This window comes from Rhizobium sp. P40RR-XXII, from assembly GCF_012641405.1.
GTDB lineage: Bacteria > Pseudomonadota > Alphaproteobacteria > Rhizobiales > Rhizobiaceae > Rhizobium.
The window spans coordinates 218,241-242,853 of record NZ_JABAII010000002.1 but is presented as its reverse complement, the minus strand read 5'-3'; the positions used below and the strand labels follow the sequence as shown (position 1 = coordinate 242,853).

Sequence of the window (24,613 nt, the reverse complement as noted above, 5' to 3'; positions counted from 1 at the left end):
GACATGCCTTCCTTATGCGCCGCTGCGAGGCCGGCTGACCCAACGCACCGCAGCGGCAATAGCAAGCCCGAAAAGCGGCCACATCGCCCAGGGCGTTCCGTGCCAGGTGAAAAAATTGATGGCGACGATGCCGATGCCGGTGATGACAAGGCTGGCAATCGCCATATCGATCTGTCTGTTGCTGCGAACGTAGCGGAACGCCGCAAACCATAGAATAGCGAGTATGGGCCATTTGGCCCAGAACTCGCCGTGCCAAGTCAGCCCGTTGAGTATGGCGAGACCGATGCAGACGACGAACATCCCGCCATAGCTCCGCCGCCAGTCTTGCAGCGCGGGTTCCTGCATAACCGCTTCGGGCGCCCGCGCAGGAGGCGGCTCCGGAGTCGAGCGATAGTCGGATGTGGTGTCGACGACCTGCACGCCGCCGATCCTCACCGCGTAGCTCGGCACACCGCCCTCGATGTTCTTGACGTCGAGCTGACCGAGAAAATCGAAGCCGACCGCCACCTTGTTGCGCACCTGATCGTAGACCGTGTTGGAGATGACGATACCGCCCGGAACAGCACGCGACTGCAGCCGGGCGGCGATATTGACGCCGTCGCCATAGAGATCGTCGCCATCGGCGATCACGTCGCCGAGATTGAGCCCGATGCGGAAAAGCATCTGCTTGTCCGGATCGCTTGCGGCATTGTAACCGGCTAGCTCATTCTGCGTATCAATTGCCGCGCGCAATGCTTCGACAACACTGGGAAATTCGGCAAAGACGCCGTCGCCCCAGGTATTGATCACCCGGCCGCCATGCGCCTCGATCAGCCTTTTCATCGCCTCGCGGTAACGGCGAAGGGTCGAAAGCGTCCCCTCCTCGTCTTTCCCCATCAGGCGCGAGTAATCCTGCACGTCGGCGCAGAAGATGGTGGTCAGCTTGCGGCTCGTCTCGGACATTCGTCTTCATCCTCGCGGCAAGCGCCGACCAAGGCTCTTGCCTGTTGCAGCAAAGATAGCCTTCCAGGTGCCACTTTCCAAGTGGGGCATTCTCGGCAATCGACCCGCTTAGACGGTGAAGACCTCACGCCGCAGCAATTCCCACGTATCCTTGTCCACCGCAACCAGCAGCCCGCCATCGAGGTGATGCGGCAGATAGTGCGATCCGTCGAAACGGCGGACATAGGCGCCCGCTTCCTGGGAGATCAGCGATCCCGCCAAATGATCCCAGGGCATCAGCTTGTTGTACATGAGATAGTGCACATAGCCGCCGGCAAGCGTGCGATACTCATGCGCCGCACATCGATAGCAAGTCGTGTAGCGCACCTTGGCAAGATTACCCATGATCTCGGCGCGCTTTTCCTTGGGCAGGAAGCCGGTGGCCGCCATGCCGACCATCTCTTCCATTGCGACCGGTTGGGCCGTGTTCAGACGCAGCATCTCTCCATCAGGCCGGCGCAGCCACGCACCGCTGCCGCGCTCCGCCATCACCCAATCGTCGCCCATCGGATCGAAGATGATGCCGGCGATCGTTTCCCCCTTGGAAACGACCGAAGCCATGACGCCGAAGGCCGGAATGCCGGCTGCGAAATTGAACGTGCCGTCGACCGGATCGACGATGATGGCGAGATCGGCATCCGCCAGCTTCTCAAGCAGCGCCGGGTCCGCCGCGACCGATTCCTCGCCGACGAACAGCGCCTCTGGCCACAGCCGCGAAACCTCGGCCCTTATCATTTGCTCGGCACGCTCGTCGGCTTCCGTCACCAGATCGGTCGCCTCGCTCTTGGCGCGGATATCGTCGCTGCCAAGCCTGCGGAAACGCGGCAGTATCTCCGTCTGTGCCGCGCGGCGCAGCACGTGAGCAAGAGTGGTAACGTCAACGAGCGATGTCATGCTTTATCCTTTCTGTCAGGCGCCGATGATGTCGCGGCGGATCGCCCACCAGCTTTCCTCATCCGGCGCGGAAATAATGCCGCCTGTCGTTTCGCCGGGCCTGTAGGGCGTGCCATCGAATTTGGCGGTATGGCCGCCGGCCTCCTGGTGGGCCAGCGCGCCGGCAAGATGATCCCACGGCATCAGCTTGGAATGGCCGATGAAATGCCATTTGCCTGATGCCACCATCCAATATTCGTAAGCCGAGCAATTCAGCGAGAATGCCATGCGGGTCTTCGACAGATTGGCGCTGATGCGGGACCTGTCCGGCTCCTCCATATGTCCCCAGGATATGGCGCCCGTCATGGCGCTCAAAGGAGCGGGGGCGGCAACGGAAAGCCGCCTTTCCTGTCCCATCCGCCGGCGCAGGAAAGTACCCGAACCCTTCATGGCGGTAACAGTGTCGCCCAGCACAGGATCATGGATGATGCTGCCGATGGTCTCACCATTGGCGACAACAGCCAATATTGTGCCGAATACCGGCAGGCCGGCAGCGAAATTGAAGGTTCCATCCACCGGATCGATGGCGAAGGCCAGCTCCGCATGCGCGAGAGCGGGCACGACCGACTTGTCGGCCTCATAGGCCTCCTCGCCCACGATAAGGGCAGCCGGGAAACGCGCCTTCAGCGCCGCGGTGATATGTTTTTCGGCCAGCAGATCGGCCTCGGTCACAAGATCTATGGCCGAGGTCTTTTCCGATATGTCGCCTGCGGCCAGGTTGCGGAAGCGCGGGAGGATTTCCTGCGCCGCCGCTTCAGCAACGATCGTCATCAGGTGGTCAAAATCTGTATCGGAGAACGTCATCGGAGGCCTTTGCTCTGGAAGGGCCTCCTCTTATGCCCGATTCGATGACGGTGGTGTGGCAAAACCAATTAATCTCAGTCGGTTCGTCCTATCGAGACCCGCCAGTCATCAAACCAGCGAAATCAAAGAGTTTCGGGTCGAGCAGATGAGACGGATTCACATGCGCCAGCGCACGCAGCATCGTATCCTTGCGGCCCGGCATGCGCCGCTCGATATCGGCAAGCATGTCCTTCATGGCATTGCGCTGCAGTCCATCCTGCGAGCCGCAGAGATCGCAGGGAATGATCGGAAACTGCATCGCCGCGGCGAACTTGGCGAGGTCGTCCTCAGCCGCATAGGCGAGCGGCCGCAACAGCATCAGATCGCCTTCGTCATTGAGAAGCTTTGCCGGCATGGAAGCCAGCCGGCCCCCATGGAAGAAGTTCATGAAGAAGGTTTCGAGAATATCCTCGCGGTGATGGCCAAGCACCAGCGCATCGCAACCCTCCTCGCGGGCGATGCGGTAGAGATTGCCGCGGCGCAGGCGCGAACAGAGCGAACAATAGGTGGCGCCCTCCGGCACCTTCTCCTTCACGATCGAGTAGGTGTCGCGATACTCGATGCGATGCTCGACACCGATCTTTGTCAGATATTCGGGCAGAATATGCTTCGGGAAATTCGGCTGGCCCTGATCGAGATTGCAGGCGATCAGCTCCACCGGCAGCAGACCGCGCCATTTCAGATCGAGCAGCAGCGCCAAAAGACCATAGGAATCCTTGCCGCCCGACAGGCCGACGAGCCAGCGCTTCTGACCCTTCAGCATCTGGAAATCATCCATTGCCTGACGCACCTGCCGCAACAGGCGCTTGCGCAGCTTGTTGAAGGAAACCGATCGCGGCGCATCGAGGAACATCGGATGCACGCCGGGGCCACCGTCCTCCGCCTCGATATCGATTTCGTCCGTGACAACAGTCGCGATATTCATTCCGTCATTCCTTGCGTCTCGCCACGCTGATAGCAGAAAGCGGCACGAGAAGACATGGGTATCAATCGCCGAACACGGACCAGCCCGTGCGCGCTGCCAGCATTTCCAGCGCCACCGCGCCAAGCTGCGAATTGCCGACCTTGTTTAGCCCCGGTGACCAGACGGCGATCGAGCCGATGCCCGGCGCCACTGCCAGAATACCGCCGCCGACACCGCTCTTGCCCGGCAGGCCGACATGATAGGCGAAGTCGCCGGAGCCGTCGTAATGACCGCAGGTCAGCATCAGCGCATTGATGCGCCGCGCCCGCTTCGGCGAGACGACGGAATGCCCGGTGATCGGGTTGCTGCCGCGTGCGGCGAGATAGAGCCCCGCCTTGGCAAGCTGCTGGCAGCTCATCGAAAGCGCGCATTGATGGAAATAGACGCCGAGCACATGCTCGACCGGATGGTGGAGATTGCCATAGGCGCGCATGAAATTGGCGAGCGCTAAATTGCGATAGCCTGTCTGCGTCTCCGAACGCGCGACCTTGTCGTCGATACTGATCGCTTCGTCGTCGGCGACATAGCGCACGAAGCGCAACAGCTCGCCGATCGCCTCGCGCGGCTCGTGCCCCGCCAGAACGATATCGCTGATGGCGATAGCACCCGCGTTGATGAAGGGATTGCGCGGAATGCCCTCTTCGCGCTCCAGCTGGACGATGGAGTTGAAGGCCGTGCCGGACGGTTCGCGTCCTACACGCTTCCAGAGGCTTTCCCCGACCTTGCCGAGCGCCAAGGTCAGCATGAAGACCTTGGAGATACTCTGGATGGAGAAGGAAACGCCGGCGTCGCCGATACTGTAGACGTCACCGTCAACCGTAGCGATCGCCATGCCGAATTGTTTCGGATCGATCTTTGCCAGTTCCGGAATATAATCGGCAACCTTGCCCTCGCCGATGCGCGGCGAAAGCTCAGCATGAATGCCGTCGAGAATAGCCTGCAAATCCGTCATGAGGCGCTCCAAAGACAAAAAAGCCGCTCGAACCGAGCGGCTTTTTCATTCATCAAGAAAGTTATCCGCTTATTAACGCGAATAGAATTCGACGACCAGCTGCGGTTCCATGACGACGGCGTAAGGCACGTCGGCAAGCGTCGGAACGCGAGCGAAGGTCGCAACCATCTTGTTGTGATCGGCTTCGATGTAGTCCGGAACGTCACGCTCAGCGAGACCAACCGATTCCAGGACGATCACGAGCTGCTTCGACTTTTCGCGAACTTCGATGACGTCGCCAGCCTTACAGCGGTAGGAACCGATGTTGACGCGAACGCCGTTTACCGTGACGTGGCCATGGTTGACGAACTGACGGGCAGCGAAGACGGTCGGAACGAACTTGGCGCGGTAAACGATCGCGTCGAGGCGCGATTCGAGCAGGCCGATCAGGTTCTCCGAGGTATCGCCCTTGCGGCGGTTAGCTTCGTCGAAGGTGGCGCGGAACTGCTTTTCACGCAGGTCGCCGTAGTAGCCCTTCAGCTTCTGCTTGGCGCGCAACTGCACGCCGAAGTCGGAAAGCTTGCCCTTGCGGCGCTGGCCATGCTGGCCCGGGCCGTATTCGCGACGGTTTACCGGGGACTTCGGACGACCCCAGATGTTCTCGCCCATGCGGCGGTCAATTTTGTACTTGGACGATTCGCGCTTGCTCATCGCATTTCCTTTCAAACTGTTATGCGGCCCGTTGCCGAACCGCGAAGGAAACACGCCCTCCTCTGAACTCCGTTTTCGAGCTCTGACAGGCTTCTCACATTAGCGAATGGAGGAGCCACGGGACATGTCAAATGAAACACCGGACATTTCTGCCCGGCGTTGGGGCGGTCTCTAAGGGGTCGTCATGAAAATGTCAACAGCGCCGGACGCGCTTTGCAGAGAATACGACAGCTATTCCGCCGCCGCCTGCTCGCCGCCGTCCAGATCAGGCGCATTGGCATCGCCGGGCGCGGTCTGTGAACCCATATCCGGGAAGGCAACGATACGCTTGCCGGAGAAATCCGTGTGGACGACGACGCTGCCCTGTTCCTCGAAATAGCTGAGGAGACGCCGGGCGCGGCGCGCCGAATGCGTGCCGTAGGCACGGGCGATGCGGGCATCAGATGGGCACGGCTCACCGCTGATGGCGGCCTTGGCCAGCATCAGGAAGACGCCCTGCAGGTCGTCTGTGACGCTGGAGGAGAGCACGAGCGCCGTTGTCCACTGATCGGTCGCCATGACCTCCTCATCCGCGCCAGAGCGGGCAATCGCCACGCGGCGGCGAAACTCCGACAGGCTCATGGGCGCGCCGGGAACGCGGCGCATGCGCAACCGCACGAGAAATTCCTGGTAGAGCACAGCATCCGTGCGGAATCCCGAGGCCGGATCGTCGAGGATTTCGGAGAGGACGGCGCTCACCCTCGCCTCGCGATCCTCGCTCGATAGTTCCGGTTGGCTGACCTTCGGCTCCGCGGGCGCCGGGCTTGCCGTCGGCACGGAACGGGAAAGCTCAGCCAGAATATCGGTCGTCGGGCGCGGTGCCGGCGTGGTGCGGCGAACAACGGCGCGCGTAAACTCTTCCGGATCCGGCGTGAAGATCAGATCTTCGACATCCTGCGGCGCATCCGGCAGCGGCATCAGCTTCGGGCTGGAGGAACGCGCCGAGGTCTCCACCGTGCCGATGGTGATCGGCAGCGGCCGGCGCGAGAGTGCCGGCCCGAGCGCGACGAAATTGCCGCGCTTCAGGTCGCGGAACATTTCCGCCTGCCTGCGATCCATGCCGAGGAGGTCGGCGGCGCGGGCCATGTCGATATCGAGGAAGGTGCGGCCCATGAGGAAGTTGGAGGCCTCGGCCGCAACGTTCTTGGCGAGCTTCGCCAGACGCTGCGTGGCGATGACGCCGGCAAGACCGCGCTTTCGTCCGCGGCACATCAGATTGGTCATGGCCCCGAGCGACATCTTGCGCGCATCTTCCGAGACGTCGCCACCGACCGACGGCGCAAACATCTGCGCCTCGTCGACCACGACCAGAACCGGATACCAGAATTCACGATCGGCATCGAACATGCCGTTCAGGAAGGCGGCGGCAGCGCGCATCTGCTGCTCGATATCGAGCCCTTCCAACGTCAGAACGCAGGAGACGCGATGCTGGCGGATGCGGTTGGCGATACCGGCAAGCTCGGCTTCCGTGCGCTCACCGTCTACGACCACATGCCCGAACTTGTCGGCCAGCGTGACGAAATCGCCCTCGGGATCGATGATGACCTGCTGCACCCATTGCGCGGATTGCTCCAGCAGCCGTCGCAACAGATGCGATTTTCCGGAGCCGGAATTGCCCTGCACCAGGAGACGCGTCGCCAGCAGCTCCTCGATATCGAGCTGGGCGCTGGTCCCGCCGGACGCCGTTCCCATGTCGATGCCGACCTGCAATGCACTTCCCCTGTCTTCTAGAATCAAACGCGGATTCGTCCCATCTTTTCTGAAAGGACGTGCCTCCGTCTAGCAAAGATTTCTAAGCTTCGCGCCCGTGGATTGCAAAAACCCACAGGCGATTGCGAGACCTATCTGAACCGCAGATTGGCCCGCGATAACTGGCTGACCGAGGTGCAGCCCATCAGCTTCATGTCGCGCTCGACCTCGGTGCGCAGATGCCTGAGCGCGCGTTCCACGCCCGCCTGACCGGCAGCGGCCAGCGGATAGAGATAGAAGCGGCCGAGACCGACTGCCTTGGCGCCGAGCGACAACGCCTTCAGCACATGCGTGCCGCGCTGCACGCCGCCATCCATCATGACATCGATACGGTGACCCACGGCATCGACGATCTCAGCCAGCTGATCGAATGCCGCGCGCGAGCCGTCCAGCTGGCGTCCGCCATGGTTCGAAAGCACGATGCCCGTGCATCCGATATCGACCGCGCGCTTGGCATCCTCGACCGACATCACGCCCTTCAGGCAGAACTGCCCGTTCCAGTGCTTCACCATCTCGGCAACATCGTTCCAGTTCATCGACGGATCGAGCATCTCGGTGAAATATTTGCCGATCGACATGGCGCCACCGCTCATATCCACATGTTCATCCAGCTGCGGCAGGCGGAATTTCTCATGCGTGACGTAGTTCAGCGCCCAGGCGGGCTTTATGGCGAACTGGGTAAGGCCCGCGAGGTTGAGCTTGAACGGAATGGAAAATCCCGTGCGAAGATCGCGCTCGCGATTGCCGCCGGTGATGCTGTCGACCGTCAACATCATCACGTTGACGCCGGCTTCCTTTGCCCGCTCCATCATCGTGCGGTTCAGCCCGCGATCCCTGTGGAAATAGAATTGATAGACCTGCGGGCCGGGATGCTTCTTGCGGATTTCCTCGAGGCTGACGGTGCCGAGCGAGGAAACGCCGAACATGGTGCCGAGCGAGGACGCTGCGGCAGCGACCGCGTTCTCGCCCTGATGATGGAACAGCCGCTGCAACGCCGTCGGCGAGCAATAAAAAGGGGTCGCGAGCTTTTGTCCCATGACGGTGACAGACATGTCGACCTCGCTGACCCCACGCAGGACGTTGGGAACGAGATCGCAGCTCTCGAAGCTCGACGTGTTCCGCCGCAACGTCACCTCGTCGTCGGCTGCGCCGTCGATATAGTTGAAGATCGGGCCGGGAAGACGCTTTTTCGCGAGGAGACGAAAATCATGGAAGTTGTGGCACTCACGCAGACGCATGGCTTGCCTCGACAACACTGCAATCATTCTCAAAAGACATCAAATATCGACCTCCCAATATTCCACCGCTCAGTCCGGTCTTGAACTACAACCGGTGCAGGCGTGCTTCCCATTTGTAAAGCATATCCGGCTCTCTTTCCTCATTGCCTGCCCCGTCCGACTCGTCAACCACGAAGAAGCCGTGCTTTTCGTAAAAGCGGCGCGCGGGTACGTTTCTCTGGAACGTCCAGAGCGAAAGCGTCGGATAGGTCGATTTGGCGATATCGAGCAGGCGGCTGCCGATGCCGCGCCGCTGCGCTTCCGGCAGAATGTAGAGCTGATCGATCCAATCCTCGAGGAAGGCGATGACGCCGACAAGGCGGCCGCCCTCTTCTGCGCCCCAGATCTGGCAATCCTTGAAAACGACGGCGCTCCAGAAGCCGATATCCTCTTCCGGCGTATGAAGCCCGGCAAGCGTCGGCAGCCGTTCGTTGAAGGACGCGCGATGAACGGCCGCAGCCGCCGGCATGTCCGCGAGATCGAGTTTACGCAACGAAACCTTGTCAGTCATCATCAAGCCTTGAGCCCAAAACCTTGCATCAGCCGGCGGGTGGAGAAATCCGGCGCACCGGAGGTGAAGACCGCAAAGTCGAAATTGTCGGGATGGACGGCATCAGCCACCTGCGGCACCAGGCTGCGGGCACGCCTTGCGATCGCCTCTGCGGGATCGAGCCAGTCGACCGGCCATGGCGCGAGCCGGCGGAAGATATTGGCCATGAACGGATAATGGGTGCAGGCCAGTACGACGATATCGGTCTTGCGGCCATCCATCTCGACAAAGCACTGCTCGATCTCGGTCATGACAGCCTCGTCACCGAGGACATCGCCGCGAATATAGGCTTCAGCCAGGCGCGCTAAGTCCTGCGATCCGACAAGCCGCACATGGCATTGAGTGGCGAAGGACTGGATGAGATCGCGCGTGTAAGCGCGCTTGACCGTACCCGGCGTCGCCAGCACGGAAACAAGGCCCGAGCGGGTCCGCTCGGCCGCCGGCTTGATCGCCGGCACCGTGCCCACGAACGTCATCTGCGGAAAAGCGGCGCGCAAATCGGCACCTGCAAGCGTGAAAGCCGTGTTGCAGGCGATGATGCAGACTTCCGGATCATATTGAACGAGCAGCTTTGCGAAGAGATCGACGATGCGCTCCTTCAACGCCTGCTCTTCCCAGCTGCCATAGGGAAAACCGGCATCATCAGCGATATAGATGAAACCGCGCTCGGGCATCAGCACCCGCGCCTCGCGCAGCACGGTCAAACCGCCGATCCCTGAATCGAATACCAGGACCGGTTTCAGCTCATTCGCCGCTGCTGTCATCGCTGGTGGTTTCCTTGGGTGCCTTGGAGGATCGGGGATGCGAGCCGCTGCCGCGCGGAGATTTTCGCGTGAAGCGGTCGAGAGACGAGATCACACCGCGCAAGACGCTGATTTCCTGTTCGGTGAACGCCCGGCGCGAGAGGACAGCCCGGAGATTGTCGACCATTTTCGGCTTTTTCCCGGCGGGATGGAAATAATTGCGGGCATCCAGCGCCTCCTCGAGCTGTTCGAAGAGGCCAAAAAGCTGATCTTTCGTCGAAGGCCGCTGCTCGAGCGCCTGGAAAGGCACGGCGCCCAGATCTTCCATGCCCGACTTCATCCACTCATAGGACATCAGCAACACGGCTTGAGCGATATTCAGCGAGGCGAAGGCCGGATTGACGGGAAAGGTGACGATCTCGTCGGCCAGCGCCACCTCTTCGTTCGTCAAGCCCCAGCGCTCGCGCCCGAAGAGAATGCCGGTGCCCTCGCCCGCTTTGAATCGGGCGCGAAGGGTCTCGGCCGCAACGACAGGCGAACGCACCGGCTTGTAGCCGTCCCGTTCCCGTGCCGTCGTCGCATAGATAAAATTAAGATCAGCGATCGCCTGCTCCAGCGTCTCGTAAACCTTCGTCGCCTCGATGATATGATCAGCCTTCGAGGCGGTTGCCTGCGCCCTCTCGTTCGGCCAGCCATCGCGCGGATTGACGAGGCGCAGCTCGACAAGCCCGAAATTCGCCATGGCACGCGCCACCATGCCGATGTTCTCGCCCATCTGCGGCTCGACCAGAATGATGGCCGGCCCTTCGGCCAGAAGTGGACGCTCGCTGTTCGTGCCTGCCATGATGTCTTGCTCTCCGCGCGCGAACCTTCTCGCGCAAATCATGGGTCGCAATAGCGAGACATCAGCCGATCGGCAAGGTTTTTGCGCGTCACTGGCTAAGCGAACCGCACCCGCTATTGCGGATTTGCCGGCTTCTGCTGATCCGTCGGCTGCTGTTGCTGATCGGACGGCTGTTGCTGCTGTTGCTTGACGAGATCCTGCATCACGCTCTTGAGCGAACTCGGATTGCCGTTATCGTCGTTGGTGACGATATCGTCCACGACGGGCCGTCCGCCTTCCTCGATGACCTCGAAGCGCACCGTCGTCACCTTCTGAGAATCGGCATCCGATCCCATGCAGGTTGATTTCTTGAAGATCGTCAACACCTCCGTGACATTGTTCTTCGGCGGCTGGGCGGCGATCTTCACGTCCTCCAGCGGACAGGCGTCCTGAGCATTGACGATGACGTCATAGTCGAACGGCGAAATGCCATCCTCATCGGCCGCCGGAAACTGGGCGGCCGCCTGATATTTCGCCGCGAAATCCTTGCTGTAGATATCCTTGAGCTTGCTCTCATCGAAGATATCCTGCCAGTCGCTGTCCCCACCCGCCCAGTTCGAAACGGTCGCGTCCATAATGGCCTTGACGGGCGTCGTCGCATCGGCGGCCAGTGCCAAATGTGCGCCAAAAGAGAACTGAAAGAGCGTGAAGGCAAGCGCGGGTGCGGCAAATTTCTGCATGACATGATTCCGTAATAACAGGCAAAACACCCGCGACATTAGTCCCATCGACCGCTTTGGCAATGGCCGGATGGCAAAAAGCGGGTGATGCCACGAGTGATCAAAAACGCGATGTCTGAGGCTCTATCGGCTTTGCGTTCGGGGCTTGCGGTGTTATAGCGCTCGGGACTTCACATTCACCACAGGACCATCCGGTCCCATCAGCTTAAACGAGGCAGAAGTATGAAGAAGATCAAGGTCGCTAACCCCGTTGCCGATCTCGATGGCGATGAAATGACTCGCATCATCTGGCAGTTTATCAAAGACAAATTGATCTACCCCTACCTCGATATCGATATCGACTATTACGACCTCTCGGTCGAAAACCGCGACGCCACCAACGACCAGGTCACCGTCGATGCCGCCAACGCCATCAAGAAGCACGGTGTCGGCATCAAGTGCGCGACGATCACGCCGGACGAAGACCGCGTCAAGGAATTCAACCTCAAGCAGATGTGGAAGAGCCCGAACGGCACGATCCGCAACATCCTCGGCGGCGTCATCTTCCGCGAGCCGATCATCTGCAAGAACGTACCACGCCTGGTTCCGGGTTGGACCAAGCCTATCGTCGTCGGCCGTCACGCCTTCGGCGACCAGTACCGCGCCACCGATTTCAAGTTCCCCGGCAAGGGCAAGCTGACCATCAAGTTCGTCGGCGAAGACGGCGCGGTCATCGAGAAAGAAGTCTTCGATGCTCCGGGCGCCGGCGTCGCGATGGCCATGTATAACCTTGACGAGTCGATCCGCGAATTCGCCCGCGCCTCGATGATGTACGGCCTGATGCGCAAGTGGCCGGTCTACCTGTCGACCAAGAACACCATCCTCAAGGCCTATGACGGTCGCTTCAAGGACATCTTCGAAGAAGTCTACCAGAACGAGTTCAAGGCTCAGTTCGACGAAGCCGGCATCACCTACGAACATCGCCTGATCGACGATATGGTCGCTTCCGCCCTGAAGTGGTCCGGCGGCTACGTCTGGGCCTGCAAGAACTACGACGGCGACGTTCAGTCCGACACGGTTGCCCAGGGCTTCGGCTCGCTCGGCCTGATGACCTCGGTTCTCTTGACGCCGGATGGCAAGACGGTCGAAGCCGAAGCCGCGCACGGCACGGTGACTCGTCACTACCGTCAGCACCAGAAGGGCCAGGAAACCTCGACGAACTCGATCGCCTCGATCTTCGCCTGGACCCGCGGCCTCGCGCATCGCGCCAAGCTCGACGACAACGCCGAACTCGCCAAGTTCGCCGCAACGCTGGAAAAGGTCTGCGTCGATACCGTCGAAGCCGGCTATATGACCAAGGACCTGGCGCTGCTGATCGGCCCCGACCAGCCGTGGCTCTCGACCACTGCCTTCCTCGACAAGATCGACGAAAACCTCAAGAAGGCCATGGCTGCCTAAGCCTAGCCGACGTAGGAACATGCGAAAACCCGGCCTCAGCGCCGGGTTTTCTTTTGCCCGAAATCTTGCCGCCGCAGCAAACCGATGGCAACAATGCGCGCAACAAAAGGGAGAGACAGATGGCCGAGGAACTCGTTTTCTATACCAACCCGATGTCGCGAGGACGCATCGCCCGCTGGATGCTCGAAGAGATCGGCCAGCCATACCGCACCGAGTATCTCGACTACGGTACCACGATGAAGGCGCCCGAATATCTGGCGGTCAACCCCATGGGCAAGGTGCCGGCTATCAAGCATGGCGATACCGTCGTCACCGAAGGTGCCGCCATCTGCGCTTATCTCGCCGAAACCTTCCCCCAGGCAGGTCTTGCCCCGACAGCGGCCGAGCGCGGCCCCTATTTCCGCTGGATGTTCTTTGCCGCGGGGCCGTTCGAAATGGCGATCACCAATCGCGCCCTCGGCTTCGAAGTCCCGCCGGAACGCCTGCGCATGGCCGGCTGCGGCAGCTTCGCAAGTGTGCTTGATGCCATGGAGCACGCCGTCACGACCTCGCCTTTCATCGCTGGCGATCGCTTTACCGCCGCCGATGTCTATGTCGGCTCGCATGTCGGCTACGGCCTTAATTTCGGGACGATCGAAAAGCGACCAGCTTTCATCGACTACTGGAGCCGAGTCAGCGACCGCGACGCCTATCGCCGCGGCAACGAGATCGACAATGCGGCCATGCCGAAGCCGGCTAATGCCTGAAGATACAGGGTATTAGGAGGAAATCCCCAATCGAAGTGATATGCCGCTATTTCAGCGGCATATAAATATCCGTCAACAATTCCGTCGGCGCCACATCGCGCGGATTGTTGATATATTCCTCGAACATGACGGTATCGCGCAGTTGCCGCCCGGAAGCCGGCAGCCATTGCGCATAGAGCCACTGATAGGCCTTGTGCATATTGGCATAGGGTCCCTTGTGGCGCAGCACGGCATATTCACCGCCGTCGAGCGAGCGCCGCTCCAGCGGAGCATCGGCAGTGACAGTCTCGCCTGCGGTGACGCAGGCATAGGAGCGCAGCTCGTCCGCCTCTACGACATCGGGATCGTCGAGATAGACGCCGATCATGCGCATATCCAGCCCGGCTAAGCCGCGGGCAAAGATGGTGCCGAACAAGGTTTCGAAAGCCTGGTCGATCTGCATGTAGGAGCCGCGATGGGCGACACCGATCAGTGACATTGGCGAAATGGTGCGAAGCGTAACGTCGAACATGACCGTAATCCTTCCTTGAGTCCTGGGTTCGAAGATCGTGTGGCTTCCCTCATTCCGATATCGCGCCGGCGGCATGCCGTAGACGGATCTGAAGATGCGGTTAAACGACTGGAGGTTGGGATAGCCCGACCGCTTTGCAATGTCGCTGACGGATAGACGGGTGTTGACGAGATCGCCCGCGGCACGGTGCAGCCGCAGCCGCTTGACGGTCGCCGCCGCCGTCTCGCCATAGATCGCCCGGTAGATCCTGTGCCAGTGATAGCTGGACATGCAGGCGATCTCGGCGAGTTTCTCCATATCGAACTCGTCATCCAGATGCTCGTGGATATAGGCCGAAACCCGCCGCAACCGGGTCTCGTAAAGCGTCCAAGCCGTACCGCCTGTCATGTCAAACCCCTTGCAAATCGATCGGCCCGACAACAGCATAACCCGATTTGACAAATCCTGCGGAGTTGCCGGTACAAAGAAAAATGGCGAATGCCGCAGCATCCGCCATTTTCGCTATCATAAGAAAATAAAACCGTTAGCCGGCGAGTGCCGCAGCAATCGCCTCGATCGCTTCGTCGGCCTTGGCGCCATCCGGGCCGCCGGCCTGGGCCATGTCGGGACGGCCGCCGCCGCCCTTGCCGCCGAGGGCTGCCGAAGCGACGCGCACGAGATCGACGGCGCTGAAACGGCTCGTCAGATCTTCCGTGACGGCGACGACGGCGCTGGCCTTGCCATCCTCCGAGACGCCGATCAGTGCGACCACGCCGGAGCCGAGGTTTGCCTTGGCTTCATCCGCCAGGCCCTTGAGATCCTTGGGATCGACGCCGGAAACGGGCTTGCCGAGGAACTTGACGCCATTGACGTCGCGCACCGCGTCGGCCGAGCCGCCTTGGCCGCCGCCCATGGCAAGCTTGCGCTTGGCATCGGCCAATTCGCGCTCCAGCTTGCGGCGCTCTTCCATCAGGGATTCGACGCGGGAAACGACATCGGCGGGCTGAACCTTCAGCGTCGAGGCGAGGCTTTTCACGCGCTCGTCCTGCTCGGAGAGATAGTCACGCGCGGATACGCCGGTCACGGCTTCAATACGGCGCACGCCAGCGCCGACCGCGCTGTCGCCGAGGATGCGCACGAGACCGATCTGGCCGGTGGCGGACACGTGCGTGCCGCCGCAAAGCTCGACGGAATAGGCTTTGCCGGCCTTGCCGCCGCGAACACCCTGCCCCATCGACACGACGCGGACTTCATCGCCGTATTTCTCGCCGAACAGAGCCATCGCGCCTTCCGCGATCGCATCGTCGACGCTCATCAGGCGGGTCGTAACGGGCGAATTCTGCAGGACGATCTCGTTGGCCATATCCTCGACGATCTTCAGCTCCTCGGCCGACATCGGCTTCGGATGCGACACGTCGAAGCGCAGGCGCTCAGGCGCAACCAGAGAGCCCTTCTGCGCGACATGCGTGCCCAGCACCTCGCGGAGAGCCTCATGCAACAGATGGGTGGCGGAATGGTTGGCCCGCAGGCGCGAGCGTCTGGCATGATCGACCGTCAGCACCACAGGCTCGCCGACCTTGATCGTACCAGCGGAAACCTCAGCAATGTGGACAAAAAGGCCTTCGCCCTTCTTCTGGGTGTCGCCTACGGTGAGCTTGCCGTGGTCGCCGGAGATTATGCCGGTATCGCCCATCTGACCGCCGGACTCGCCGTAGAACGGCGTCTGATTGACGACGATCTGCACCTTGTCGCCGGCGGAGGCGCTATCGACGGCAACGCCATCCCTCACGATCGCCTGAATGACGCCCTCGGCCGTTTCCGTGTCGTAGCCGAGGAATTCGGTCGCGCCGAACTTTTCCTTGAGCTCGAACCAGATGGTCTCGGTCGCCTTATCCCCGGAGCCGGTCCAGTGCGAGCGAGCCTCGGCCTTCTGCCGCTCCATGGCATCGGTGAAACTGGAGATATCGACGCCGATGCCGCGGGCGCGCAGCGCGTCCTGCGTCAGATCCAGCGGGAATCCGTAGGTGTCATAGAGCTTGAAGGCGGTTTCGCCGTCGAGACTGTCGCCCTTGTGCAACGTCGAGGTTGCGTCGTTCAGCAGCGACAGGCCGCGTTCCAGCGTCTTGCGGAAACGAGTCTCCTCAAGCTTCAGCGTCTCGGATGTCAGCGCTTCCGCACGCCCCAGCTCCGGATAGGCGCGGCCCATCTGCTGGATGAGCGCCGGCAGCAGCTTCCACATCAACGGCTCCTTGGCGCCGAGCAGCTGCGCGTGACGCATGGCGCGGCGCATGATGCGGCGAAGCACGTAGCCGCGGCCTTCGTTCGACGGCAGCACGCCGTCGGCGATCAGGAAGGCGGAGGAGCGCAGGTGATCGGCGATGACGCGATGGCTGGCGCGATGCTCACCCTCGGCCTTCACGCCCGTCGCCTCTTCCGAGGCTTCGATCAGGGCGCGGAACAGGTCGATATCGTAATTGTCATGCTTGCCCTGCAGGACGGCGGCAACGCGCTCGAGACCCATGCCGGTGTCGATCGACGGACGCGGCAGGTCGACACGCTCTTCCTTGGTGATCTGCTCGAACTGCATGAAGACGAGATTCCAGATCTCGATGAAGCGGTCGCCATCTTCTTCGGGAGAGCCCGGAGGACCACCCCAGATGTGATCGCCATGGTCGTAGAAGATTTCGGAACAGGGACCGCAGGGGCCTGTATCGCCCATCGCCCAGAAATTGTCGCTGGTGGCGATGCGGATGATCTTGTCGTCGGAAAGACCAGCGATCTTCTTCCAGAGATTATAGGCGTCGTCATCGGTATGATAGACCGTGACGAGCAGGCGCTTGGCATCGAGGCCGAATTCCTTGGTGATCAGGTTCCAGGCGAGCTCGATGGCGCGCTCCTTGAAATAGTCGCCAAAGGAGAAATTGCCGAGCATTTCGAAGAAGGTGTGGTGGCGCGCGGTGTAGCCGACATTGTCGAGATCGTTGTGCTTGCCGCCGGCGCGAACGCATTTCTGTGCCGTCGAAGCCGTCGTATAGGGACGCTGCTCCAAGCCGGTGAACACGTTCTTGAACTGCACCATGCCCGCATTGGTAAACATCAATGTCGGATCGTTGCGCGGTACGAGCGGGCTCGACGGCACGATCTCGTGGCCGTTTTTCTTAAAGTAGTCGAGGAAGGTCGACCGGATTTCATTCACACCGCTCATATGAGGCCCTTCAGTACTGCGCTCAGCAACTTGCGTCAAAGTCAGTGGCTTTTATCGTTCGCTCCCGGCGCTGTCCAGCCGCACGAACAAAACCGGCCGCACATCCGTTGGACAATGCAGCCGGTTTCGAATTTTAGTCTCACATCAAGTCCGGGATTGCCCCCGGAAGTTTTTATTCTCCAGAGGCGTCGCCATCGTCGGCATCGGGGCCGCCATTCTGCAGGAAGCGATCGGCGATCAGGCCGGCGTTCTGGCGCAGCGACAATTCGATTTCGCGCGAGAGATCAGGATTGTCGCGCAGGAAGATTTTCGCATTCTCGCGGCCCTGGCCGAGGCGCTGGCTGTTATAGGAGAACCAGGCACCGGACTTTTCGACAATGCCGGCCTTGACGCCGAGATCGACCAGTTCGCCGGTCTTGGAAACGCCTTCGCCATACATGATGTCGAACTCGACTTGCTTGAAGGGAGGCGCCATCTTGTTCTTGACGACCTTGACGCGAGTCTGGTTGCCGATCACCTCTTCGCGCTCCTTGACGGCGCCGATGCGGCGGATATCGAGGCGAACCGAAGCATAGAACTTCAGCGCGTTACCGCCCGTGGTCGTTTCCGGCGAGCCGAACATGACGCCGATCTTCATGCGGATCTGGTTAATGAAGATCACCATGGTCTTGGATTTCGAGATCGAAGCCGTGAGCTTGCGCAGCGCCTGGCTCATCAGGCGGGCTTGCAGGCCCGGCAGGCTATCGCCCATCTCGCCTTCTATTTCGGCGCGCGGCGTCAATGCCGCGACGGAGTCGACCACGAGAACGTCGACGGCGCCGGAACGCACCAGCGTATCGGTGATCTCAAGTGCCTGTTCGCCGGTATCGGGCTGCGAGATCAGAAGGTTCTGCAGGTCGACGCCGAGCTTGCGGGCATAGACCGGATCGAGCGCATGTTCTGCGTCCACAAAGGCGCAAATGCCGCCCTTCTTCTGGGCCTCGGCAATGGTCTGCAGCGCGAGCGTCGTCTTACCGGAACTTTCCGGTCCATAAATTTCGATGATGCGCCCCTTCGGCAAGCCGCCAATGCCGAGGGCAATATCGAGGCTCAGAGAGCCGGTGGAAACCGTTTCGATTTCGACCACGTTCTCGTTAGAGCCGAGCTTCATGATCGAGCCCTTGCCGAACGACCGCTCAATTTGAGAGAGTGCCGCTTCAAGTGCCTTGCTTTTATCCACCGATTTGTCCTCTACAAGCCGCAAAGAATTCTGAGACATCCGATCCACCTTTAGGTTATTGAAGCCGCTCTAGCAATGTCGCCGCCGATGAGAATTCTGTACTCTATTTGTTCTCTTGTCGCAAGGGCACAACAAGCAATTGAAAGAAAAAGGTAAAATGAATTCCGTTCTATTTTTGTTTTCTTCTTTCTTCCCAGGCACTTGCATGGCTGCGGCGGTGAATTGCGAGATGTTATCTACCAGTCCGATTCGTCCTTTCGACCGCTGAGGAAAACCATATGGCGAAGAAGATTCTCGTTCTCGGCGGTGCCCATATCGACCGGCGCGGCCGCATCTTCGGCGAGACGGCGCCGGGCGCCAGCAATCCCGGCGCATGGTTCGAAGAGCCTGGCGGCGGCGGCTTCAATGCGGCGCGAAATCTCGCCCGCCTCGGCTTCGACGTGCGGCTGATCTCGCCACGCGGCGGCGATCCCTCGGGCGAAATGGTGGCGGAAGCGGCAAGCCACGCCGGCATCGACGACCGACCCTTCGTCTTCCTCGATCGCAAGACGCCAAGCTATACGGCGATCCTCGAACACGACGGCAATCTTGTCATCGCCCTTGCGGACATGGAACTCTACAAGCTGTTCGTCCCGAGACGTCTGGCGATTCGCGCCGTTCGCGACGCCTTCGATGAGACCGATCTCGTTCTCTGCGACGCCAACCTGCCCGCCGAAACCTTGGCTGCGATCGCGGCGAGAGCGGCTCTGTGCGGCAAGCCAGTCGCCGCCATCGCGATCTCGCCAGCGAAGGTCGTGCGGCTGAAGCCGAGCCTTGCCGGCATCGATCATCTTTTCCTCAACGAAGCCGAGGCCGCCGCGCTGACGGAAAGCCGTCCGGAAGACCCGCTCGAATGGGTGAACGGATTGCGCGCGCTCGGCCTGCGCAACGGGGTTATCACGCGCGGCAAGCGCGAGCTGATCGCCTTTTCACGCGACGCCGTCGTCAGCCTGCAGCCGCCCATCGTCGACGATGTCGCCGATGTCACCGGGGCGGGAGATTCGCTCGCCTCGGGCGTTTTATCGGCCCTGCTTGCCAGTCATGATCTCGCAGAGGCTGTCCGCCACGGCGCGGCAGCCGCCGCGATCACTGTACAATCGCCCTTCGCTACCGCCGAAAATCTCTCACCGGAACTCTTGAAGACGATGTTGGCCCTTGTTCCCAAGGCCGAAATTCTGTCATGAAGCCTGCTCAAAACGCGTATACTGTTTCAGTGAATTGGAAACGACAATGACACAGCCTATCTCGCCACTACTTCCGATCTCCTATTCGAAGGAAGTCGCTGCCGCCAAGCTGCGCGGCGCCCCGCTCGTGGCGCTGGAATCGACCATCATTACCCACGGCATGCCCTACCCCGGTAATATCGAGATGGCCCGCAGCGTCGAGGCGATCATCCGGCAGGAAGGCGCAGTCCCGGCGACCATCGCCGTTATCCACGGTACACTCCATATCGGCCTCGAGCCGGAAGAGCTGGAAACGCTTGCCAAGACGGAAGGCGCGATGAAGGTCTCGCGCGCCGACATCGCTTTTGCGATCGCCGAGCGCCGCACCGGCGCCACCACCGTCGCCGCCACCATGATCGCCGCAGCCCGTGCCGGCATCAAGGTTTTCGCCACCGGCGGTATCGGCGGCGTGCATCGCGGCGCGGAAGAGAGCTTCGACATCTCTGCCGATCTCGAAGAGCTTTCGCGCACCGGCGTCATCGTCGTCTGCGCCGGTGCCAAGGCGATCCTCGATATTCCGAAGACGCTGGAAGTGCTGGAAACCCGCGGCGTGCCGGTCGTAACCTATGACAGCGCCGAATTCCCGGCCTTCTGGTCGCGCTCTTCGGGCCTGGCGAGCCCGTTGACGCTGAACAGCCCCGCCGCTATCGCCAATTTCCAGTCCACGCGCGAGCAGCTCGGCATCGATGGCGGCATGCTGATTGCCAATCCGGTGCCGGAAGCAGACGAAATTCCGCGCGAGGAAATGGAAATCTATATCGAGCGCGCCCTCGACAGCGCCGAGCGCGACGAGATTTCGGGCAAGGCTGTAACACCCTATCTGCTCAGCACCATCTTCGACATCACCGAAGGCCGCAGCCTCAAGACCAATATCGCGCTTGTCGAAAACAATGCGCGTCTGGCCGCTGAAATTGCCGTTGCTCTGGCGGAATAATTAGAGCTGCAATAAATAAAAGAACGGCCGGGCGCTTCAAAAGATCGTCCGGCCTTTCTTGTTTCAAATCAGGGAGAACAGGCCCAACGCGGCGCGCAATTCGGCAAGCGTCGCCTCCGTCCGCTCTTTCGCCTTTCTCGTCCCCTCGCGCATTATATCAAGGACATAATCAGGCTCGGCGGCAAAATACGCCCGACGCTCGCGGATCGGCGCAAGCAGCGCCTGCAGGATGTCCTCGAGATATCTCTTCAAGGCGACATCGCCGAGACCGCCACGACGATAATGCGCCTTCATGTCGTCGACCAACTGCCGATCCTCGCAGAAGGCATCCATATAGGTGAAGACGACGTTTCCCTCGACCCTGCCGGGATCGCCGACGCGCAAATGATCCGGATCGGTATACATCCGTCGTACCGCATCGCTTATTTCATCCGGCGATGCCGAAAGCGGGATGGCGTTGCCCTGGGATTTGCTCATCTTCGCCTTGCCGTCGACACCTGGCAGGCGCCCCACGCTCGGCACCATCGCCGTGGCTTCCACGAGAACGTCGCGCCCGATCTGCCGGTTGAGGCGGCGAACGATCTCGTTGGTTTGCTCGATCAACGGTGCCTGATCCTCGCCGACGGGAACGACCGTTGCCTTGAAGGCGGTGATATCGGCCGCCTGCGCGACCGGATAGCAGAGAAAGCCGGCCGGCACGTCGCGTTCGAAGCCGCGCAGCTGAATCTCCGTCTTGATCGTCGGATTGCGCTCCAGACGGCTGACCGTGACGAAATTCAGATAGAGCAGCGTCAGCTCCGCCAATGCCGGCAAGGCGGATTGAACGCAGATCGTCGTCAGCGCCGGGTCAATGCCGACGGCGAGGTAATCGATGGCGACTTCGAGAACATTGCGACGAACCCTCTGGGGATCATGGGCATTGTCGGTCAGTGCCTGCGTGTCCGCCAAAAGAAGGAATTGCCGGTGGCTGCGCTGAAGCGCGACACGACTTTTCAGCGAGCCGGCATAGTGGCCGAGATGGAGTGGACCGGTGGTCCGGTCGCCCGTCAGGATGACCGGACGGGTGTCGATAAGGGAAGACATTTCGTTGCTCCGCAAAAGGAGCCGCCGTAATCGGGAAGGAAAAACGGAAATAGACCATGCCTGCCGGATCACGGCGGCAGGGTCGATTTCAAGACATGACGACTGCCGCTCCTACAAGGAGCACCACCACGAACGATAAATGGGCTTAGCAAGGTCGATCATGCGGTGGGTGATAGCACCTTCACGCCGCAATCGGCAACATGGCGAGGCGAAAATCGCCTCTGACCTACGGCTTGTCCAGCGTCTCGCGCACGACGACGGCAAGCTGCTTCAGCGAGAACGGCTTCGGCAGAAACCCGAACTGCGCATCCGCCGGCAGATTGCGGGCAAAGGCATCCTCGGCATAGCCCGAGACGAAGATGAACTTCATATCCGGATATTTCTTGCGCAATTCCCGCAGCAGCGACGGACCATCCATTTCCGGCATGACGACGTCGGACACGACAACGTCGACCTGGCCATCGAGCTCGTCCATGATGTCGAGCGCCTCGACGCCGGAGCCGGCTTCGTAGACGGTATAGCCCCGCGTCTCCAGCATGCGCTTGCCGCCGCGCCGCACCGCCTCCTCATCCTCGACCAGCAGCACGACTGCGGACTTGCCGGTAAGATCGGCCGGCTCTTCCGGCGGCGCCACTATGCCGACGCTCTGATCCATGGCCGCGACATCGCGGCTCTCCGGCGCCTTCGCGTCCGTTATGGCGGGCATTTCAACGACATGACGCGGCAGGAAGATGCGGAAAGTCGTTCCCTTGCCCACTTCCGATTCCGGCTGGATATAGCCGCCGGACTGCTTGATGATGCCATAGACCATCGCAAGGCCGAGCCCGGTGCCCTTGCCCACTTCCTTCGTCGTGAAGAAGGGCTCGAAGATCTTGTCCATGATCTCAGGTGCGATGCCGGTGCCGGTATCGCCGACCTCGACGAGCACCATATCCTCATGCGGCAGATAGGGATAATTGAAGGCGCTGACATCGGCCGCGAGCAGATTGCGGGTGCGCAGCGTCAGCTGGCCGCCGCCGGGCATGGCATCGCGGGCATTGACGCAGAGATTGATAAGCACCTGCTCGAACTGCGAAAGGTCGGTTTTGACAGGCCAGAGATCACGGCCATAATCGACATCCAGCTTGACATGCGTGCCGGACAGAAGCCGGTCCACCAGCATGCGCAAGTCGCCGATCACGTCGGTCAGGTTCAGTACGGTCGGCCGCATGGTCTGCTTGCGCGAGAAGGCGAGCAGCTGCCGCACCAGCACCGCCGCGCGATTGGCGTTGCGCTTGATTTCCATCAGATCCGCGAAGCTCGCATCCGAAGGCCGCGCCTGCAGCAGCAGATGGTCAGAGGACAAAAGGATCGCGGTCAGCACATTGTTGAAATCGTGCGCGATGCCGCCTGCGAGCGTGCCGACGGCATTGAGCTTCTGCGTCTGCGCCATCTGCGTCTCGAGCGCCTTCTGCTCGGTCACCTCGACGGCATAGACGATCGCGGCCTCTTCGGGCGCCTCGTCGGTCTGATCGATCACCGCATTGATATAGAAGCGGAAATGCCGTGCATCGTCTTTCGGGTTGCGGGAGTCGATCGGCGGAATGTCGCCCTGCCGGTCCTTGGCGGCCGCCAGTGCCTGCTGCAGCTGCGACCGGTCACTTTCGTTGACGACGCTTTCCAGCGCGGCGCCGCGCTCGATATCGTCGCGCGATACGAGATCGGAGAAAAGCTTCAGGAACGGCGCATTCGTCCGCAGAATGCGGCCGTTACCATCGACGGAAGCGATCGCCATTGGTGTATTGTTGAAGAAGCGGCTGAAACGCATGGCTGCCGCCGAGGCCGATTGCTCGGTGTCCGCGCCGTTCTGCCGGGTCAGGACGATGGTGCGGCTCTCGCCGGGAGCGCCGTCGCGCATCGAGGTGACGCTATGGACGATCTGCACCGGCAGGCTCTGGCCGTTGGCGCGACGCAGATCGAGATCGAGCGTCACGGTCTTTTTCAAGCCCGGCTCCGCCTGAACGGACTGGATCAGCGCCAGCCCCTCGCCGGCCACCAGATCGCCGATCGTCATCGAGCCGGGAACGAACTTGGTGAGGTCAAAGCCCAGCCATTCGGCCAGCGTCGCGTTGAGATAGAAGATTTCGCCCTTGCGACCGGCGGAGAAGAAGCCGGCCGGCGCATGGTCGAGATAATCGATCGCGTTCTGCAATTCCTTGAAGAAGCGTTCCTGATCGTCGCGCTCGGAGGTGATATCGGTGATCTGCCAAATATGCAGCGCTTTGTTGCTATCCTGCTCCGGCGGCAGCACCCGTGCTTTCAGCCGATACCAATGGGCTCCCTGGCCGATCCCGTTGAAAGGCCCCAGGGGCTTCAGCAACCGGAACTCCTCCGATCCCTCCTTACCGTCGCGCAGGCCATTGGCAAGGCGGTAGAGAGCTTCGTTGGATTCGCGGTTTCGCGATAGCAGCATCTCCAGCGACTGTACTTCCGTCGCCTTGGCGGCGCCGGTCAGCCGGCCATAGGCGGCGTTGGCGTAAACGATCCGTCCCTTCTCGTCAGTGATCAGCGTCCCGTCCGGATGGCTGTTGAGAAACGAACGCGCCAGACTGTCGGACTGCCGCTGCGGCATCACCTCGACGAAGCCGATGATCGAGGAAACCAGGAAGAAGATGCCGACCATGGCAAGAATGCCGAGGCCGCCGAGAACCGCTTCATTGTCGAGCTGGCTCTTGAAGACGACGAAGGCCGCGGCGGCGGCCACGAGAACGAGCGCCAGCAGGATGATGCGCAGCACGGTTCCCGAACGAACTCCGCGATCCACCAGCGGCACGCTATACTCGTCGGATGGACCCTGCTTCGTCATAAACCCCTCGTCTCCGCCGTTCTCCTCGCGACATGTCATACACGTTAAGGATCGCCGGAGTCGGACCTTTCGAATCTTCTTTACCAATTTGCGTCATCGGCAAAAAGC

At 60.9% G+C, this 24,613-nt stretch carries 21 protein-coding genes; 4 read left to right on the top strand and 17 right to left on the bottom strand.

The features are described 5' to 3' along the window. Window positions 1-12: 12 nt before the first annotated feature. The 12 genes from HGP16_RS04430 to HGP16_RS04375 all read right to left on the bottom strand — a co-directional run bounded on the left by HGP16_RS04430 (window position 13) and on the right by HGP16_RS04375 (window position 11,284). Window positions 13-942 carry an adenylate/guanylate cyclase domain-containing protein gene (locus tag HGP16_RS04430; protein ID WP_168838809.1) on the bottom strand — a complete coding sequence of 310 codons (930 nt, stop codon included), beginning with the start codon at window positions 940-942 and terminating at the stop codon, window positions 13-15. 108 nt (window positions 943-1,050) lie between these two features. Then, window positions 1,051-1,875 carry an inositol monophosphatase family protein gene (locus tag HGP16_RS04425; protein WP_168838808.1) on the bottom strand — a complete coding sequence of 275 codons (825 nt, stop codon included), beginning with the start codon at window positions 1,873-1,875 and terminating at the stop codon, window positions 1,051-1,053. Between the two features lie 15 nt (window positions 1,876-1,890). After that, window positions 1,891-2,718 carry an inositol monophosphatase family protein gene (locus HGP16_RS04420; RefSeq protein WP_168838807.1) on the bottom strand — a complete coding sequence of 276 codons (828 nt, stop codon included), beginning with the start codon at window positions 2,716-2,718 and terminating at the stop codon, window positions 1,891-1,893. 88 nt (window positions 2,719-2,806) lie between these two features. Beyond that, window positions 2,807-3,682 (bottom strand): tRNA 2-thiocytidine(32) synthetase TtcA, encoded by an 876-nt coding sequence (ttcA, locus tag HGP16_RS04415; RefSeq protein WP_168838806.1) that lies wholly within the window; start codon window positions 3,680-3,682, stop codon window positions 2,807-2,809. Window positions 3,683-3,743: 61 nt separating this feature from the next. Then, window positions 3,744-4,673, bottom strand: coding sequence for a glutaminase (locus HGP16_RS04410; RefSeq protein ID WP_168838805.1), 930 nt, complete (start codon window positions 4,671-4,673; stop codon window positions 3,744-3,746). Window positions 4,674-4,745: 72 nt separating this feature from the next. Next, a complete protein-coding gene (gene rpsD, locus HGP16_RS04405; protein ID WP_149636283.1) occupies window positions 4,746-5,363 on the bottom strand; it encodes a 30S ribosomal protein S4 in 618 nt (205 codons plus the stop codon). Between the two features lie 231 nt (window positions 5,364-5,594). Beyond that, window positions 5,595-7,112 (bottom strand): ATP-binding protein, encoded by a 1,518-nt coding sequence (locus HGP16_RS04400; protein ID WP_168839164.1) that lies wholly within the window; start codon window positions 7,110-7,112, stop codon window positions 5,595-5,597. A gap of 131 nt (window positions 7,113-7,243) precedes the next feature. Then, entirely contained in the window at window positions 7,244-8,389 is a 1,146-nt protein-coding gene (locus HGP16_RS04395) for an alpha-hydroxy acid oxidase (RefSeq protein ID WP_168838804.1), read from the bottom strand. An 85-nt stretch (window positions 8,390-8,474) separates the two neighbouring features. Further along, window positions 8,475-8,939 carry a GNAT family N-acetyltransferase gene (locus tag HGP16_RS04390; RefSeq protein ID WP_168839163.1) on the bottom strand — a complete coding sequence of 155 codons (465 nt, stop codon included), beginning with the start codon at window positions 8,937-8,939 and terminating at the stop codon, window positions 8,475-8,477. Window positions 8,940-8,941: 2 nt separating this feature from the next. Continuing rightward, a complete protein-coding gene (gene murI, locus HGP16_RS04385) occupies window positions 8,942-9,742 on the bottom strand; it encodes a glutamate racemase (RefSeq protein WP_168838803.1) in 801 nt (266 codons plus the stop codon). Further along, window positions 9,723-10,565: an RNA methyltransferase gene (locus HGP16_RS04380; protein ID WP_168838802.1), complete on the bottom strand. Its 843-nt coding sequence runs from the start codon at window positions 10,563-10,565 to the stop codon at window positions 9,723-9,725. The genes murI and HGP16_RS04380 overlap by 20 nt, the downstream gene beginning before the upstream one ends. Window positions 10,566-10,678: 113 nt before the next feature. Then, a complete protein-coding gene (locus HGP16_RS04375; protein WP_168838801.1) occupies window positions 10,679-11,284 on the bottom strand; it encodes a hypothetical protein in 606 nt (201 codons plus the stop codon). A 222-nt stretch (window positions 11,285-11,506) separates the two neighbouring features. Here HGP16_RS04375 and HGP16_RS04370 point away from each other — a divergent pair, with 222 nt between their 5' ends. Further along, window positions 11,507-12,721, top strand: a complete 1,215-nt coding sequence (locus tag HGP16_RS04370) for an NADP-dependent isocitrate dehydrogenase (protein ID WP_168838800.1) — start codon at window positions 11,507-11,509, stop codon at window positions 12,719-12,721. A 119-nt stretch (window positions 12,722-12,840) separates the two neighbouring features. Further along, a complete protein-coding gene (locus HGP16_RS04365) occupies window positions 12,841-13,467 on the top strand; it encodes a glutathione S-transferase family protein (protein ID WP_168838799.1) in 627 nt (208 codons plus the stop codon). A 46-nt stretch (window positions 13,468-13,513) separates the two neighbouring features. Here HGP16_RS04365 and HGP16_RS04360 read toward each other — a convergent pair whose 3' ends face one another. The 3 genes from HGP16_RS04360 to recA form a co-directional block, all read right to left on the bottom strand. Beyond that, window positions 13,514-14,365 carry a GyrI-like domain-containing protein gene (locus HGP16_RS04360; RefSeq protein WP_168838798.1) on the bottom strand — a complete coding sequence of 284 codons (852 nt, stop codon included), beginning with the start codon at window positions 14,363-14,365 and terminating at the stop codon, window positions 13,514-13,516. 136 nt (window positions 14,366-14,501) lie between these two features. Next, complete coding sequence (gene alaS, locus HGP16_RS04355; protein WP_168838797.1) at window positions 14,502-17,162, bottom strand: alanine--tRNA ligase; 2,661 nt, start codon at window positions 17,160-17,162, stop codon at window positions 14,502-14,504. 172 nt (window positions 17,163-17,334) lie between these two features. Next, complete coding sequence (gene recA, locus HGP16_RS04350; RefSeq protein ID WP_112797567.1) at window positions 17,335-18,420, bottom strand: recombinase RecA; 1,086 nt, start codon at window positions 18,418-18,420, stop codon at window positions 17,335-17,337. A 239-nt stretch (window positions 18,421-18,659) separates the two neighbouring features. On the opposite strand from recA, the gene HGP16_RS04345 reads away from it, so the two are divergent. After that, window positions 18,660-19,604: a carbohydrate kinase family protein gene (locus HGP16_RS04345; protein ID WP_168838796.1), complete on the top strand. Its 945-nt coding sequence runs from the start codon at window positions 18,660-18,662 to the stop codon at window positions 19,602-19,604. Window positions 19,605-19,650: 46 nt separating this feature from the next. Beyond that, window positions 19,651-20,577 carry a pseudouridine-5'-phosphate glycosidase gene (locus HGP16_RS04340; RefSeq protein WP_168838795.1) on the top strand — a complete coding sequence of 309 codons (927 nt, stop codon included), beginning with the start codon at window positions 19,651-19,653 and terminating at the stop codon, window positions 20,575-20,577. Window positions 20,578-20,640: 63 nt separating this feature from the next. On the opposite strand, the gene trpS is transcribed toward HGP16_RS04340, so the two are convergent. Together trpS and cckA are read right to left on the bottom strand one after the other, a co-directional pair. Then, the gene (gene trpS, locus HGP16_RS04335; RefSeq protein WP_168838794.1) at window positions 20,641-21,660 is read right to left on the bottom strand and encodes a tryptophan--tRNA ligase; all 1,020 of its coding nucleotides are present in this window, start codon (window positions 21,658-21,660) and stop codon (window positions 20,641-20,643) included. A gap of 226 nt (window positions 21,661-21,886) precedes the next feature. Next, window positions 21,887-24,505 (bottom strand): cell cycle histidine kinase CckA, encoded by a 2,619-nt coding sequence (cckA, locus tag HGP16_RS04330; protein ID WP_168838793.1) that lies wholly within the window; start codon window positions 24,503-24,505, stop codon window positions 21,887-21,889. Window positions 24,506-24,613: the final 108 nt, after the last annotated feature.